A 14892-nucleotide genomic window follows, 5' to 3' on the forward strand; every position below is an offset into this window, starting at 1 on the left:
CCGCCCACTCGGTTGGCCGCTTCGGCGCGCGCCAGAAGAACCGGCCGAACAGCGGTCGCGGAGCTTAAGGCGCGCCGCGATCGCGTTTATTGCGGCTTCCAGAGCGCCGGGATGATGCTAGACTGGCTGCGGGAGCCGCCGTCTGGCGGCGGGAGGCAGTGTCGAAAGGAGCGCTTCATGGTCGAGCGGGTCGTCGCGACTGAAAAGGCCGTTGAGCTGATTGGCCGTCTCAAGGCGGCGCATGGCGCGCTTTTATTCCATCAATCCGGCGGCTGCTGCGACGGCAGCTCCGCAATGTGTTTCCCGCTCAATGAATTCCGCACGGGGCCGAGCGACGTCCTGCTTGGCGAAATCGCCGGCTGCCCGGTCTATATCGGGGCCGAGCAATTTGAGCTCTGGTCGCATACCCAGCTCATCATCGATGTGGTCAAGGGCCGCGGCGCCGGCTTTTCGCTGGAATCGCCGGAAGGCGTGCGGTTTTTGACGCGGGGTCACGTTTTCACCGAGGCTGAAACGAAGGAGCTTGCCCCGTTGCAGCCTCACGCCGCGGCGTGAGGCAAGCCGCGGCCCGTCCCGCACTGCCAGCGGGAGAGCATACGCTGCGCAGGCCGGCCGGCGCTGATTTTGCTTAAGGCTGAGCTGGCTCCGGCGCAAGAATTGAGAAAGATCTAGCTTGGTCCGCCCCCGCCTTTCCCCGGCGCCGCGAATCCCATGAAGTGGCTCGCCCATTCGGCGGCGCGCCATCTCATTCTTGGCGTCGTCTTCGTTCTGCTCGTCAGTTGCTTCGGCATCCTTGGCTACATGCACAATGGATGGAGCTTCGGCGACTCTCTCTTCATGGTTGTGCTGACGGTTTACACGGTTGGCTATCAAGAGGTCCATCCGCTCGATACGGTCGAACTGCGCGCGATCACCATCGCGGTCATTGTGCTCGGCTGTACCGGCATCATTTATCTCACCGGCGCGCTGGTCCAGTTCCTCACGCTGACGCAAATCCAAAAGATGCTGGGATTGACCCGCATGCACAAGCAAATCGAAGATCTGCGCGACCACATCATCATCTGCGGCTTCGGCCGGACAGGCAGCATGCTCGCCAAGGAGCTGCAGACCGCCAAGGCTAAATTCGTCGTCATCGAGCCCGAGCTGAACCGTTTTACGGAGGCGAGGGAGCTTGGGTATCTCTGCATCCATGCGGACGCCGCCGAAGAATCGGTTCTGAAGCAGGCCGGCATCGAGCGCGCGCATGCCCTCGCCACCGTCGTCTCCTCGGATCCCGTCAATGTCTTCATCACCTTGAGCGCGCGCAGCCTCAATGGCGCGATTCAAATCATCGCGCGCGGCGAGGAGCCGTCGACGGAGAAAAAGCTGTTGCAGGCCGGCGCCAATTCGGTCGTGCTGCCGGCCCATATTGGGGCTGAGCAGATCGCCTCGATGATCCTGTTTCCATCAATCGCCGGGGTTATCCAGTCGGCGGAGCGCCGGCGCCAGATGGACCTCGATCTGCGTACGCTCGGCCTTGAAATCGAAGTCGTCGTCGCGGCCGAGGGCAGCCTGTTCACCGGGCTCACGGTTGAGGAAATCGAGAGGAAAGCCGAACGCAGCTTTTTCGTCATCGCGGTTGAGCAGGCCGGCAGTGGAAGAGCCGAGCGCCCGCTGCCCGGCACACGGATCGCCGCCGGCGACGGCGTCACGATTTTGGGCCGGAGCGGGCGCGCCAATATATTGAACAAATTCGCGGAGGCGGCGCGGTAGATCCTGCCCGTTGCATATTTCCCGCCAAAGCTGAAACGAAAAGAGAGCCAAGATAAAGATCAGGGCTGCGTAAGTTTTCGAGTTTAATGGCTTCATTGCCCGGCGCGCCTGCGCTGATCGTCAGACGCTCATCGCGCGGCAAAGGATGGATCATGGAGCTCAATCTCAGCTTCCCGCAGCTTCGCGCCCTGATCGATGGGCTGCCGAACAAGGTGGCCGCGGCGGCTCTGCCCATCATGGCGCTCGCCATTCTCGCCGAAATGCTCGTTATTCAGGCGCGCGGCGGACGCTACCCGTGGCAGGGCAGCCTCGTCTCCGTGACGATTGCAATAGGACACGCCATCGCACAGGCCATCATCAATGGTCTGATTTTGGGAGTCATCGCGGCGACGGTCTACCAGTTCCGTCTTTTCACCATCGACGTCTCCTTCAATAACGCGCCGGCGCTTGTCTCGCTCTTCCTGTTGGCCGATTTCGCCTTTTACTGCGAGCACCGCTGCGCGCACCGGATTCGCTTCCTGTGGGCCTCGCACAGCGTGCATCATAGCGTCGACCATATGGTGTTCACCGCCGCTTTCAGGCTGGCCTGGACGCCGGTGCTCTCCGGCGTTTTTCTCTTTTATCTGCCGATCGTCTGGCTGGGCTTTGCGCCGCAGTGGGTCTTCGGCATGGCGTCGGCGAGCCTCACCTATCAGTTCTTCATTCACACCGAATTGGCGCCTCGGATCGGCTGGCTTGAATGGGCGCTCAACACGCCTTCGGCGCACCGCGTGCATCACGCCTGCAACAAGGAATATATCGACAAGAATTTCGGCGGCGTCCTTTTGATATGGGACCACCTCTTCGGCACCTATCAGGCCGAGCGCAAGGACATCGACATCATCTATGGCGTACTCCCCGCGCGCTCGAAGCCGGCGAATCCTTTGGTCATCGCCTATGAGGAGCTGTGGGATATGGCGCGGGACGTCCTGCGCGCCCGCAGTTGGCGCGAGCGCTGGGGGCGCATGTTCGGGCCACCGGGGTGGACAGCGTAACGCGCCTCTTTTGATCGGCGCGCGCCTATTGGTTGTCGCGTTTGGCCTGCATGTTCCTGGTGTGCTGGCTGACCGCGCCCAGCTTGGCGCGGTCGCGCTGTTTCGTCCGGGCGCTGTCCTTCGCTTGCATGCCCTCGTTCGGCGTGCGGCCGGCGGCTGGGCGCGCGGCCCGCGCTTCGCGCTTGCGGCGCAGTTCAAGCGCGCGGGCGACGCTGTCTTTCATGGCGTCGCGCGCCGCCCTCGATTCGCGCCGCGCAGCCTCCTTGTTGATCCGCTGCATGGCGCCGGCGAGCACGTCTCTTTTCGCGCGCGAGCCCGCATCCTGCGTCACGGCGCGCGCGCCCCGTGGGTCGGCCTTGCCGCGAATTTCGCGTCTCTGGCGGGCGGCGATGTCGCGCGCGCGATCGCGCCTATCGCGCACGAGCTTGCGAAGCTCTGCGAGATCCTTGTCCGACAGGGCGGCGAGGCCTGGATGGTGGGAGGCCTCGACGAGCGAGATCTCGTCCGTATTCAGGACCTGCCGTTCGTGCCGAAGGCTTCGACCCATGTTGTCCTCCCAGAAAAAAGACGGCTCTCGACGCAAATTGAGCCAAGGCGATCTTTGCCGCGCTCCGATCGCGCTGGCAAGACCGCTCCTTGTGAAATGGATCGGTCCAACTTCGCATCAGGCTCGCGACAGGCGAATCAGGCAGCGAAGGCGACATGGCGCTTTTTCACGGCTCCCCTCTCCTCGGTCTCGCCCTCGTTGCGATCGCGGTTTCGGCCTCGGAGCCGACGCCGATGGTTCACTATGCCCCGGCGGAAAATCTTGAGCGCATCGACGTCGCGCTGATCGATCAGGCCAAAACCAGCGTCGATATGGCCGCCTATGTGCTGACGGACTGGCCGGTGATGCAGGCGTTGAGCCGCGCGGCGCGCCGCGGCGTCAAGGTCCGTCTTTACCTCGACAGTGGCCGCATCGGCGAGCGCGAGCCAACGCCCCCCTTCGACGATCTGCTCGATAATCCCGACGTCGAGATCGGGCTGAAGCGCGCCGGCGCGCCGCTGATGCATCTGAAAAGCTATCAGATCGACGGTCGTATTTTACGAACGGGCGCGGCGAATTTCTCGGCGTCCGGGCTAAAGCGGCAGGATAACGACCTGATCATCATAGAAAATCCGGAAGCCGCCGCCGCTTTCACGCGGCGCTTCGAAGCGATCTTCGCGCAGAGTGAGCCGCTGCCGTTCGACGGCAAGATGCGGAATAGACCAGTCCAGTCTCGAGGAGACTGATGTCTAATGACAATGCAATCAAAATAAAAGAAGATATTTATGGTATTGTGATCTATAAATAATCAAGCAGTGTTGCATTTTAACACGCATTAATTAAATTATTATCTAATTATTATAAGAGCTTATATTGTTATTTTATTTAAGATAATTGGATTATCCCGTCCGCCAGTTCTTCGCTGAGTTCTCCGATGACGACGCTTGCCTGAAGCGAGTCATGGAGGTTCGCTACGGCCTTCGCCCTACGTGCGGCAAGTGCGGCGTCGTTGACGTGACCTTTCACAAGATCAGCGGTCGCCGCGCCTATGCCTGCGCCGCCTGGCGATCACGTTTATCCCTGCGCCGGAACGATCTTTCGGGATAGCCGCACGCGCTGCAATCATGGTTCTATGCGATCTATCTCTTTATCGCGATGAGCCACGGCGTCAGCGGCACGGAGTTTCAGCGGTCGCTTGGCGTGACCTATAATAGGCGAGACGCCCCGCGCTTCCTCTTGGACGATAAAATCGCCTAACTGTCCTTCCCGCACAGCGTCCGACAGAGATCGAAATTCTATCATCCTGTTTTGACCAAAAACCGGCGGAACTGGTCATTAGCGGCGTCCATTTCGATGATCGAAGAAGTCGATGGGGATAGGACGCCCAAATAGTTGCCGAGCAACGCAGTTTTTCTTACTACCGCAATGCGGTTCGGCGCTTCTTCAAGCCGGGCTATATCCCCCAATTTTGCCGCAGCCCCTACAACCGAAATGTAGTGCGGCGTAACCGCCTCAAAAATAGCGCCATTAGATTTGTCCCCGACAAGGACGGAAACCTTCCACCGGTGCGTTGAAGCACCAGCAAACGGGGCGTCCTTCTCGACGCTCTCGCCAGCGAAAATTATGCGCAGCCGGTCAAATAATTCTTGCTTAACATCATCATCCTGACGATCAGAAATCCTCAAGAAGACCGTTGCGGCGGCGCGTTGTGAGCAATTTGCAACGGCGACCATCGCGGCTGGCAGCTTAGACCGAGGAATATTTTCTAGGTAAAATGATCGCCCGTTGCAAAGAACTGATGAGGCGCTTGCCATCTCGGATGCGATCTTCTCGAATTGCCGCGTAGCGCCAACCATATCGCTCTCCTGATATGCAAATCCCATATCAGAAATGACGCAAAGATCAGCCGCCGCCTCAGTAATTTGTACTACCACGGACGCGCCACTAGGGTAACGCAACGGCAGATTGACCAAGGATGCCCCGGCAAAATGCTCTGAGCAGGCGATACGGCGAGTCGCCGCGTCAACCGCTTGAGCCAGCGTGAGTTCTTGCGTCTCAACCATCTTAAACCTGGAATAGGTCGCCTTGCCACTTTGGTGGGGGTATCAGCCCCATATTCGCAATATTAAACCGTTTTGAACATAAATCAAGGAAATCTTCAAAAGAATTAGGGTCTGGATCAATAGGTCTAGCTACAGGTAGGTTGCCAGACCGCATCCGATTTTCTTGCTCTATGAAGTTAAACTCAAATGGATGATCGTGAGTTCCTTTAATTTCTAGCCAATGCAACTCAGGTGGCCCGAAATCAAGATTGTGATGTGTCCTAAATGGTCTGTATTCAATCCTGAACAGCGGGGTTCGTTTCTTTCCAATTGGAAAATGCTCAAGTTGGAACATAACATTCCGATTTTCTACAGTTTTTGATGCGGCTCCTCTTAGTTCTAGGCCACCGATCACGACGCCGCCTATACTTAATTGCGCCAGAAATTTTAATAAAGTTGGGTGCGCATCTCTGTCCCACTCAGGGCGAGATTCCAGCGCCTTGAAAGACGTTACGAGCGCGTTCCATTCTATCGACATGCACGATATTCACGCACATCGAACGGCCCCGATCAAGGCCGGGAATGCCGAAGTTGTCTCAAGAGATAATTCCCTAAGCGCTTATCTGGATTGAGGGGATGAGGCCAACGTGAAATCCCTGCGTGTGAGACAGTGCACAAGACCGGGTGCGATCAGCGGAAAGTCTTCGACATTCGGGCCATACTCTAGCCTTTGATTTCCAAGACCCCGCCATGGGCGGCTGACCATTCGGCAGGCGCGCCCAGGAATTTTTCAACTTCGTCCAGCGTCTGCGATTTGAAATAGGTGTTTTCGCGCGCGGCGGCGAGGACATCGCGCCAGGTGACAAGATAATGCAAGGTGACGCCGATATCCGCCATGATCGAGGCCGTTTGCGGAAAGATATCGTAAAAAAAGAACACGAAGGCATGGTCGCAGCTCTGGCCGGCTTCGCGCAAGGCCTCGCAAAAGCTCACCTTGCTGCGCCCGTCGGTGGCGAGATCCTCGACCAGCAGGGCGCGCCCGCCCTCATGCAGGTCCCCTTCGATGCGGGCGTTGCGGCCAAAGCCTTTCGGTTTTTTTCGGATATATTGCATCGGCAGCATGAGGCGGTCGGCAAGCCAGGCGGCATAGGGGATGCCCGCGGTTTCGCCGCCGGAGACGACGTCAAGGCGCTCATAGCCGATCTCGCGCTCGATCGTCGTGACCGCGAAATCGATGAGCCGCGTGCGAAGGCGCGGATAGGAGATAATCTTGCGCATGTCGGTGTAGACGGGGCTGGCCCAGCCGGAGGTAAAGATGAACGGCTTTTCCGCGTTGAACAGAATGGCCTCCACCTCGATCAGCATTTTGGCGGTTTCCCGGGCGATGATTTGCTTTTCGGGCGAAGGCGCGTTCATCAATTCCATTCCTTTGCGGTCGATCGGACCGCCCTGTCCTAATTTATTTGCGCTGATTGGCAAGGGCGAGGTCCTGCGAAAGGGCCGCCCGCCGCGTCTCATAGAATAAATCTAATATCACATGCTGAAACAAAGAGATGCGTTATGTGATGACATAAAAATTGCGGTATTTCCGTCGCATTTATGCGTTGAATCAAATTAAAACTGGCGTAATGGGTCGAAAGAAACGGGCGGGATTTGCGCTTGGCCTTGGCCGCGGGATAAACGGAAGGACAAACTATGATGACGCGCCTTCAAAAGGATGCACGACGTGACTGAGTTGAATGGCTCCCTGCCTTCGTGGCTTCCGCTTTCTGTTCTGACCTTTGCAGTACAGATGGTCGTCTATCACGGCGTCGGCCTCTGGTTCGAATGGTGCGACCGCACGGGCCGGATGCGCGCCTTCAAGATGCGCGCCGTGGAGCGGCAAAGCTATTTCGAGCTTCTGCCGCGCGTGCTGATCAACCAGTTCTTCATCCTGCTGCCGTCGATGATGCTGGTGCAATTTGCCGGCCTTGCCTTCGTCGGCGCGCCGCATCTGGGCGTCCTGCATTTCCTCGCCGCCATGATCTTGATGGGGGTCGGCCACGACATCGTCCAGTATGCCGCCCATCGCTTCCTGCTGCATCGGCCTGGCATGATCCGCAAGCTCGGGCATAGCGTGCACCACTCGACGGGAGCGAGCAGGGCCATCAGCGCCTGCTATATGGGCTATGCCGATTTCTTCCTTGAGATCGTACTACCTTATCTTCTGCCGCTCATTGTCGTCGCGGCCGGCGCGGACGTCTCGTTTCACCTCCTCGTCGCGAGCCTTGGCGCGATCGGCGGCCTTTACGAACATTCAGGCTATGATTTCTCGGCCCGTCTGCCGCGCGGCGTCAGCGGCCTCAAGGGGCGACTGATCGACGCGCTCGCCGCCGCGATCACAAGTAAGGCGCATGCGGAGCATCATCGCCGCAGCAATGTCAGCTTCAGCGACGGTTTTGGCAGCCCCGGCATCTGCGATACGTTTTTTGCAACTCGCTGGGATCTTGTCGGCGATCGCGGTCAGCCGAAGCAAAACAGCGGACAGGCGCAGAACGAGGCGGCGCACTAACAGGCTGCTGAAAAGCGCCCTGATTTCGGGAGCTGCTTGGCTCTCGACGGAAATTTTCGGGAGCGATCAGGGGATTTTCTCCGCCGGTTGGGCTGGGGTGGCTGTTTAGCTTCCTGGCGCGCGGGCGCGCCGGGACGGCGGCGAGAAACTTCGCGCCGCTATGGCCCCTTCCAGCAGACGGTCGCGGTTTTTCGAAAATACCGTCGGGCGCCACATCGGATCGTCGACGCCGAGCCCGACGAACCAGCGAAACAACAGGTCGGTGTCGAGCCGTTCCATCAATTGCCGCTCGGAGCGCAGGGAATAAAAGGCTTGCAGCAGCATCGCGCGCAACCAGCCGTTCTGGCGCGACCAAAGGCTCTCAGTCCTAGAGACTGACCGCACGAACAACCATTCAGGCGGATGTCAACGGACGAGCAAAGGCGATCCTGGACACTAACGCAGACAAAATCCAAATGTTTTCAATGATATCTGGCCAATTATCGACGCAGCCGGATGATAATGTGGTGCCCAGGGGCGGAATCGAACCACCGACACTGCGATTTTCAGTCGCATGCTCTACCAACTGAGCTACCTGGGCGTCGCGCGGCGGGCCGCTGACGAGAGGCGTCTTATAGAGGAGCTTTCCCGCCGTTGTCCAGCGCCTCGACGCCGGAATTTGCCGGTCTGGCGGCGGGCTGCTCAAGACGGCTGCTGTTCGAGGCGATGAACGGCGGAACCCCGCGGGCGCAGCCGGGCGGCTCTGGCTCAGGGGCGGCAGGTTCTCAGGAGGCGCACCCCTCGCGACGACTGGACAAAATGCCGGAGCAGAGATCCGAGATCCCATACGGCTTGCCATCACGAGATCAGACGGCCTTGACGTGGATGCGTGCGCGGAGAAAGCGAGATAGCCCTTGAAATTCCAGCGGCCGTCCGGAAGCGCCGGCCGCGTTTGCCCGGCGGGTCCGAGGCGCGAACCGCCAGCTCGTGATTGCCTTTGGGCAACTCGATGTCAATTTCCCAGAATGTCCAACTCGATCGCGTCTCGGGGTCATGCTCCAACCCGGCTTGCGCCCGGTTCCTTCCGGCGGCCGGAAACCGCGAAATTCGAGCAACGTTCCAGAGCCGGCGGAATCAAAAAGGCCTCCTCGCAAGCCGTTGACATAGGGCGCGGGGGACGGCGGCGTTGAATGTCCGAAATCGGACAAAAGCGCTGCGCGATTCCAGACGATCAGCGCCGCCGCGTCAATGCAACGCGATTCCCCTTGCGGCGCGGCGAGGCGGCTCCCCTGACTGGCATGCTTCCTGCTGTATTCATCTTGATTTCGGAACATCCAGCCGCTCGGCGCAACATTGTCGATTGGCCTGTTGCATTCATGACAAGGGCAAACATGACCTTCGATCTCAAGCAAGAGTGGTCCGCGGCCGAAGTCAGCGCGCTGCTTGCGTCCGTCGAGGACGATCGGAGCTGGCGCCTCGAAGTGACGGCGGACGGGATTGCTCAACTGAATGATCTTACCACGGTTCCTGACTTGGCCTACGAAGACGCTCTCCATTGCTGTTTCGAGGTCTGGGATCAGGGAACCGATTTCGTGGGTCCTGGAGCAGCGAGCGACAAGAGCCTGTGCAAGACGCTCGAGCGGCGCCTGCGGGAAAATTATCCCGCACTCCAGGGAGCAAAGACTCTTTCGGCGCTCTGATGAGCGGAAGTTGATTTCCTGGGATCGGGCTCCGATCGGATGACGCGGACGCTTGAAACGAAGAGGCAAGAGACATGGCATCAAACGACATCGACGTCTTCGTCATCTGCGAGGCGGAAACCATCGCGCCAGGCGCCGCCAAGGCGTTCAGCCTGTCCCGCATCAATGACGCCGGCGACCCCGAGACGTTTCCGATCTTCGTCATCCATACGGCTGCGGATGAATATCTCGGCTATGTGAATGCCTGTCCGCACAAGGGCGTGCTCCTCAACAAGGGCCCGGGAACCTTCTTTACTCAGGATCGAAAACTTCTCGAATGCGGCCAGCATGGGGCCATGTTCGACATCGACACGGGCCTGTGCGTCGACGGACCCTGCAAGGCGCAAAGCCTCGAGCCCGTCGCCCTCGCCGTGATCGACGGGGACATCTGCCTGTGCGGCGTGAAGCTGGTCGAGGATGACGGAATTCCTAATCCCTTTGAAATGCCGGACGACGGCCCTGTCGTGCTGATCGATTCCGACTGATTGCTTCCAAACCGTTGCTTAGCCGCACTCGTCAGGAAAGCATATGCGGCCAGACTGTCGTCGAGACAAAGGCGGCGGTTTGATCGCGGCGTTGTGACGCCGATGTCTGACAGGCAATAGAGTCATGAGAAGCGCGCATCAAAAGGCGCGACAAGGAGTAAATGATGGCGGCGGAAACGCACCATAACCATCGGTTTTTTGTTTCCTACAGTGGCGTCAAGCTGCCGCTCAACCTGGTCAATCCGATTCCTGAAGCGGGGCTGTCAAACCGCAACACCTTCATTCACGCCTATTTCGATGAAGCAGGTTTGTTGATTGGCTTCGACAAAGTGGTCTATGGAGAAGTGGAGCTCGCCCACCGCTATGAATATCACGACAATGGCCTGTTGAGCCGCGCGGAGATCAACATGCTTGACGAAGACGCTGTGACCCTGCGCTTCGATGCCGCCGGGGTTCAGATTTCTGACGCGTGATAATTGGGCCATCGGATATGACAGTTGCTCAGCTCCTCGAACAGCTCGCCAGAATGCCGGAGGACGCCGTCGTCCTGATGGAAAATGGCGCGGGGCTGTCGCTCGTAAGCGGCTTGGATTTTTTTGAGAGCCAGGGTCCCGGAGCGCCCGCCGAGGTGGTCCTCCTGCCCAATATGAATGAATAGATTTCGGATTGGTTCGCGGGGCCGGGAAGCTCGTAGCGCTGCAAATTGAGGAGCAATGTCATGAGAGAGCGTATGCCCTTCCGGCGAATTGGCGTCGAAGACGCGCAGGGTCTCCTCACGCAAGGCGCCCTCGTCCTCGATGTTCGCGACGCGGACAGCTTTCGCAGAGCCCGCATCGACGGCGCCCATAATGTCTCGACCTTCAACCTTTCAACCGTGATCGAGACCACGCCGAAGAACAAGCCGGTCCTGATCTATTGCTATCATGGCAACGCCAGCCAGGAATATGCGCGGATCCTCTCCGACTTTGGATTTCTTGACGTCTATAGTCTTGATGGAGGATATGAGGCGTGGAGGGAAACCCTGCGCGCGTCGCCCGGCGTTCCCCTCGATGATGCGGTGCGGCTCTGGCTCGCTGAAAATGGATTTCCGGCTGGCGGCGTGAATGCCGCGATCGACAACGGCTCCACGCCGCTGATGAAGGCAAGCCACAAGGGTCGGTGCGACATCGTGCGCCGGCTGATCGCTACTGGCGCCGAACTCGGCCTGAAGAATAACGATGGCAATAACGCGCTGTGGCTTGCATGCGTCGGCGCGCATCTTGATGTCATCGACGCGCTGGTCGAAGCAGGCGTTGATATCAACAACCGAAACGACAATGGCGCGACGTCGCTGATGTATGCCTCATCGACGGGAAAGGCGCCCGTCGTCGAGCGCCTTCTTCTGGCCGGCGCCGACATTGCTGTCGAGACGCTGGACGGCTTCAGCGCGCTCGACATGGCGGCGACGGTCGAATGTCTTACCTTGCTGCGGGCGGCTGCGCGTCTGCGTGACGCCGGCGCCGCGACCCTGGCGGCGGGGCATCGCGCGTAGCGTAATGGTCCAAACGACGGGACGCTGCAGCGGGTTGCGCCGGCTCTCGCTTCAGTGAACCTTGCGGTAGAACTCGATGGCGTCGTCGAGGTCGCCGAAGGCGATCAGCTGGCCGCGGTGAAGCACCAGCCCTCGTTCGCAATAGGCTTTGACGGTGCCGATATCATGCGACACCATGATCATGCTGCTGCGGCCGCGCTTTTCGTCAAAGGCCTGGCGCGCCCGCAACGCGAAGCGCGAATCGCCGACGGCGGTGATTTCATCGACGAGATAGCACTCGAAGTCGATCGCCATCGAAAGGCCGAACGCCAGCCGCGCGCCCATGCCGGACGAGTAGGTGCTGACAGGCATGTCGAAATAATTGCCGAGTTCGGCAAAGTAATCGACGAATTCGATCACGCGCTGCGTGTTGGCGCCATAAATTCGGCTGACGAATTTAACGTTCTCGCGGCCCGTCATCGCTGGATGAAAGCCGCCGCCAAAACCGAGCGGCCAGGACACTGTGATGTCGCGTTTGACATGGCCGGAGTTGGGCAGCTCCGTGCCCGCGATCAAGCGCAGAAGCGTCGACTTGCCGGCGCCGTTCGGGCCGAAAATGCCGTAGGAGTAGCGCGTGTCGAAGGTGTAGCTCACATTGTCGAGCACAATCTTGCGGTGGTTCTCCGTCTTGTAGATTTTTGTGACGCCTGCCAGCCGGATCATCTGCGCCTCATACTCCATATTTGCGCTGCGCCGCGCGCCACGCAGCCATTCCGCCGACATAAAGCAAAGCCGACGCGGCGAGGCTGAGGAGACTGAAAAGGAATCGGTGCGGATAGGTCGTATCGCGCGCGAGAACCGGATGGACGAACGTCGCGAGATAGACCTTCTTTCCTTCAGCATTGACGCGCGCTCGTTCGAGGGCGGCCGCGGCCAGGGTATATTGCTTTTCGGCGATCTGACGTTCGAGCTCCAGCTCGTCGAAGCGGGTGATCTTGCCGGACAGCGTTTCGCCTTGCGATCCGTCCTGCGACGTCACTTTTTCCTCAAGGCTGGCGATCTGCTCGCCGATAATGTCGAGGCGCGCCCGCATGATCTGCACCTGCGGCGCATTGGCGTTGACATTGCCGCGTTCGGCGCCCGTTATATCCTGCTCGAGATGAATTTTCTCAAGCCGCAGCTCCGACACCAGTTTGGCGATCCCCTCGGCTGTGCGGCGCGGATCGAGGGTCGCCTGCGTGTTGCGAAGATCCCGCAGCGCCACGCGCGCCGCGCTGAGGCGCCCTTCCGCGCGCGCCAGTTCGCTCTCGGCCTGGCCGACAGCGTCTTTAAGCGCGCGAGTGGAAAGCCCGTTGACCAGACGCTCGCTCAAATCGACCGTCGCATTGGCGATCTTGAGCGTTTCGTCCGGCGTGAAGGCGCTGATCTTGACGGTCACAATGCCGGATGGCGCTTCGACCGAGACCTTCATGTGAGAGAGCCAATATTTGACAAAGTCTTCGATCGAATCATCGGCGTTGAAGCGAGAAAGCCAATCGATCGAATGGTTGGAATAAAGAGCGCGAAGATCGACGTCCTGTTCGAGCGCCTCGACGATGGCTTGGCTTTTCAGATAATTGACGACGATCAGGGAATCCTGGACCTGCGTGAAGGAGGCAAGCCCGGTCAGCGCGGAGATGGCGTCGGTTGAGACGCGCTCGCCTCCCCTCACCGCAAAACGCGCCTCGGATGTGTATTCGCTGGACGCGATCAGCGAGAAATAGGCGACGGAGGAGACCGCGGGCGCGACGAACAGAACGAAAAATCCGATGAGCGCGCTGCGCGACCGGCGCACCTGAGCGAAGCTGTGGTAGCCGATTCGTGCGCCAACGGCCCAAGACGGCCGGGCGACCCGTCTGCCTTTGGCAAGACGAAGGCTTCGCGCTGCGCGCCGCCATTCCTCCGAAGCGCTCGCCGCCTTCTCGAGAGCGGCGGCATGCGCCTTTGCGAGCGCGCCGGCCTTGATGTCGGCGGCGTCGGGATCCGCGGCGCTCAACTTAAGCTTGCTCCATAGGGTGTTGGTTTCGCCTTCTGCGATGGCCTGGACGTTATCCTGCCGCGAATTCCCCGCACGACATCGGGCGTCGCTAGCAGATCAATTTGTCCAAACAGCGTCGACGGATACAGGAAAACGAAGCGCCAAGCCAGCGTCAAGCCCCCGGAAAGCCGGCGAGGATGGCCGGGATTCACGCGCGCGCATCAAGTCGAGGAGCAATGCGAGCAAAATCCTAAAATTTATATTTGACGCCAACCTCGGCGCCGGAGCCGAGAGACTGGCCGTTCACGGTCTCGTTATAGCGCTCGATCACGCCCGATGTGCTCACGCCGCCATAAATTGGCTCATTGTTCGCCTTCCAGTTCATATCCACGCTGAACGGATCGTCTCGCCCGGAGGAGTCCTTTTTCGATAGGCTGGGCTCTGCCGGATCGGCAGGACGAGACGGACCGGCGATCGCGGCCGCGGGCGTCGCTGCTTTGTCTTTTGACGCAATTCTTTTGGCTAAATGAGGCTTCTTGATAACCGGCTTTGGCCGGGAAGGCGCAAAAGCCCCGTCGATTTCCGGCGGCGGCTGGATCAAATCGCGGGCGAGAGCGGGCTCAAGCGACAGCGCCGCCATAATCAGCCCGGCGAACAGTCCTCCTTTGGCCACCGCGCGCTCCTCCATCACAATGCGACTCGCAGGGTGCAAGCGAATTGCAGCACCATCTTGACCGGCGCCATCTCCGCGGCGATGTGATCCGGCTGGGGGAGCGCCGTGCGCGGCTTGGAAAAATGCGATATGCGAGGGGAGACACCCGAGGACCCCAAGCGGAGAAAGCATATGTACATCGCGATGAATCGCTTCAAAGTTCTTAAAGACGAGCAAAAGGCCTTCGAAAATGTGTGGCTGACGCGTGATTCGCGTCTCGACGAGGTTAAAGGCTTCATCGAATTTCATCTGCTGCGCGGTCCGGAGCGCGAAGACCACGTGCTCTATTCATCGCACACGATCTGGGCGAGCCAGGAGGATTTTCTAGCCTGGACAAAATCCGAACAGTTTCGCGCGGCGCATCAGAACGCTGGCGAACGCAAGCCGCTCACACTGGGCCATCCCGAATTCGAGGGGTTCGAGGTGATCCAGACGGTCGAAAACCCGAAATTGCGCGGCTGATCAAAGGGCGGCGCCGGCGCCCGTTGGCGCGCCGAACGCCGCTTTCGTGTTCGTGTTGGCGCATGATGCCGAAAAGTTGGAGA

General features: G+C 59.4%; 18 protein-coding genes, 1 tRNA gene and 2 pseudogenes. 12 read left to right on the plus strand and 9 right to left on the minus strand.

The features are described from left to right. Positions 1 to 177: 177 nt before the first annotated feature. The 3 genes from MPC4_RS07930 to MPC4_RS07940 all read left to right on the plus strand — a co-directional run bounded on the left by MPC4_RS07930 (position 178) and on the right by MPC4_RS07940 (position 2786). Positions 178 to 555, plus strand: coding sequence for a DUF779 domain-containing protein (locus MPC4_RS07930; protein ID WP_134491832.1), 378 nt, complete (start codon positions 178 to 180; stop codon positions 553 to 555). 156 nt (positions 556 to 711) lie between these two features. Next, positions 712 to 1752 (plus strand): potassium channel family protein, encoded by a 1041-nt coding sequence (locus MPC4_RS07935; protein ID WP_174512044.1) that lies wholly within the window; start codon positions 712 to 714, stop codon positions 1750 to 1752. A gap of 152 nt (positions 1753 to 1904) precedes the next feature. Beyond that, positions 1905 to 2786, plus strand: a complete 882-nt coding sequence (locus MPC4_RS07940) for a sterol desaturase family protein (RefSeq protein WP_174512045.1) — start codon at positions 1905 to 1907, stop codon at positions 2784 to 2786. 25 nt (positions 2787 to 2811) lie between these two features. Here the strand turns inward: MPC4_RS07940 and MPC4_RS07945 are convergent, their stop codons facing one another. Continuing rightward, positions 2812 to 3333, minus strand: a complete 522-nt coding sequence (locus MPC4_RS07945; protein ID WP_134491837.1) for a hypothetical protein — start codon at positions 3331 to 3333, stop codon at positions 2812 to 2814. A gap of 155 nt (positions 3334 to 3488) precedes the next feature. Here MPC4_RS07945 and MPC4_RS07950 point away from each other — a divergent pair, with 155 nt between their 5' ends. Both MPC4_RS07950 and MPC4_RS07955 read left to right on the plus strand, forming a co-directional pair. Beyond that, positions 3489 to 4058, plus strand: coding sequence for a phospholipase D-like domain-containing protein (locus tag MPC4_RS07950; protein ID WP_174512046.1), 570 nt, complete (start codon positions 3489 to 3491; stop codon positions 4056 to 4058). 148 nt (positions 4059 to 4206) lie between these two features. Then, positions 4207 to 4521: pseudogene (locus MPC4_RS07955) on the plus strand (transposase); the annotation flags it as partial. Positions 4522 to 4610: 89 nt separating this feature from the next. Here MPC4_RS07955 and MPC4_RS07960 read toward each other — a convergent pair. The 3 genes from MPC4_RS07960 to MPC4_RS07970 form a co-directional block, all read right to left on the minus strand. Then, a complete protein-coding gene (locus MPC4_RS07960) occupies positions 4611 to 5375 on the minus strand; it encodes a hypothetical protein (RefSeq protein ID WP_174512047.1) in 765 nt (254 codons plus the stop codon). Between the two features lies 1 nt (position 5376). After that, positions 5377 to 5892: a hypothetical protein gene (locus tag MPC4_RS07965; RefSeq protein WP_174512048.1), complete on the minus strand. Its 516-nt coding sequence runs from the start codon at positions 5890 to 5892 to the stop codon at positions 5377 to 5379. A 185-nt stretch (positions 5893 to 6077) separates the two neighbouring features. Then, positions 6078 to 6770, minus strand: a complete 693-nt coding sequence (locus tag MPC4_RS07970) for an orotate phosphoribosyltransferase (protein WP_174512049.1) — start codon at positions 6768 to 6770, stop codon at positions 6078 to 6080. A gap of 310 nt (positions 6771 to 7080) precedes the next feature. Here MPC4_RS07970 and MPC4_RS07975 point away from each other — a divergent pair, with 310 nt between their 5' ends. Continuing rightward, positions 7081 to 7905, plus strand: coding sequence for a sterol desaturase family protein (locus MPC4_RS07975; protein WP_244628904.1), 825 nt, complete (start codon positions 7081 to 7083; stop codon positions 7903 to 7905). Between the two features lie 100 nt (positions 7906 to 8005). Here the strand turns inward: MPC4_RS07975 and MPC4_RS07980 are convergent. After that, positions 8006 to 8263, minus strand: a pseudogene (locus tag MPC4_RS07980) (transposase); the annotation flags it as partial. Between the two features lie 146 nt (positions 8264 to 8409). Continuing rightward, positions 8410 to 8485: transfer RNA gene (locus MPC4_RS07985), tRNA-Phe, on the minus strand. Between the two features lie 589 nt (positions 8486 to 9074). Here MPC4_RS07985 and MPC4_RS21600 point away from each other — a divergent pair. From MPC4_RS21600 to MPC4_RS08010, 5 genes are all read left to right on the plus strand, one after another. Continuing rightward, entirely contained in the window at positions 9075 to 9584 is a 510-nt protein-coding gene (locus MPC4_RS21600; RefSeq protein ID WP_342343615.1) for a hypothetical protein, read from the plus strand. Positions 9585 to 9658: 74 nt separating this feature from the next. Further along, positions 9659 to 10108 carry a Rieske (2Fe-2S) protein gene (locus MPC4_RS07995; RefSeq protein WP_174512051.1) on the plus strand — a complete coding sequence of 150 codons (450 nt, stop codon included), beginning with the start codon at positions 9659 to 9661 and terminating at the stop codon, positions 10106 to 10108. Positions 10109 to 10272: 164 nt separating this feature from the next. Next, on the plus strand, positions 10273 to 10581 hold the full coding sequence (locus tag MPC4_RS08000) for a DUF6156 family protein (RefSeq protein WP_174512052.1): 309 nt from the start codon (positions 10273 to 10275) through the stop codon (positions 10579 to 10581). Between the two features lie 17 nt (positions 10582 to 10598). After that, positions 10599 to 10766 carry a polyprotein gene (locus tag MPC4_RS08005; RefSeq protein WP_174512053.1) on the plus strand — a complete coding sequence of 56 codons (168 nt, stop codon included), beginning with the start codon at positions 10599 to 10601 and terminating at the stop codon, positions 10764 to 10766. A gap of 60 nt (positions 10767 to 10826) precedes the next feature. After that, positions 10827 to 11639, plus strand: a complete 813-nt coding sequence (locus MPC4_RS08010; RefSeq protein ID WP_174512054.1) for an ankyrin repeat domain-containing protein — start codon at positions 10827 to 10829, stop codon at positions 11637 to 11639. Positions 11640 to 11690: 51 nt separating this feature from the next. On the opposite strand, the gene MPC4_RS08015 is transcribed toward MPC4_RS08010, so the two are convergent. The 3 genes from MPC4_RS08015 to MPC4_RS08025 all read right to left on the minus strand — a co-directional run bounded on the left by MPC4_RS08015 (position 11691) and on the right by MPC4_RS08025 (position 14308). Next, the gene (locus MPC4_RS08015; protein ID WP_174512055.1) at positions 11691 to 12341 is read right to left on the minus strand and encodes an ABC transporter ATP-binding protein; all 651 of its coding nucleotides are present in this window, start codon (positions 12339 to 12341) and stop codon (positions 11691 to 11693) included. Positions 12342 to 12348: 7 nt separating this feature from the next. Beyond that, positions 12349 to 13653 (minus strand): KpsE/RkpR family capsule polysaccharide export protein, encoded by a 1305-nt coding sequence (locus tag MPC4_RS08020; RefSeq protein WP_174512056.1) that lies wholly within the window; start codon positions 13651 to 13653, stop codon positions 12349 to 12351. A 232-nt stretch (positions 13654 to 13885) separates the two neighbouring features. Then, positions 13886 to 14308, minus strand: coding sequence for a hypothetical protein (locus tag MPC4_RS08025; RefSeq protein ID WP_174512057.1), 423 nt, complete (start codon positions 14306 to 14308; stop codon positions 13886 to 13888). A 171-nt stretch (positions 14309 to 14479) separates the two neighbouring features. Here MPC4_RS08025 and hmuQ point away from each other — a divergent pair, with 171 nt between their 5' ends. Beyond that, a complete protein-coding gene (gene hmuQ / locus MPC4_RS08030; protein ID WP_134491886.1) occupies positions 14480 to 14809 on the plus strand; it encodes a heme-degrading protein HmuQ in 330 nt (109 codons plus the stop codon). Positions 14810 to 14892: the final 83 nt, after the last annotated feature.

The organism is Methylocella tundrae, assembly GCF_901905185.1.
Taxonomy (GTDB): domain Bacteria; phylum Pseudomonadota; class Alphaproteobacteria; order Rhizobiales; family Beijerinckiaceae; genus Methylocapsa; species Methylocapsa tundrae.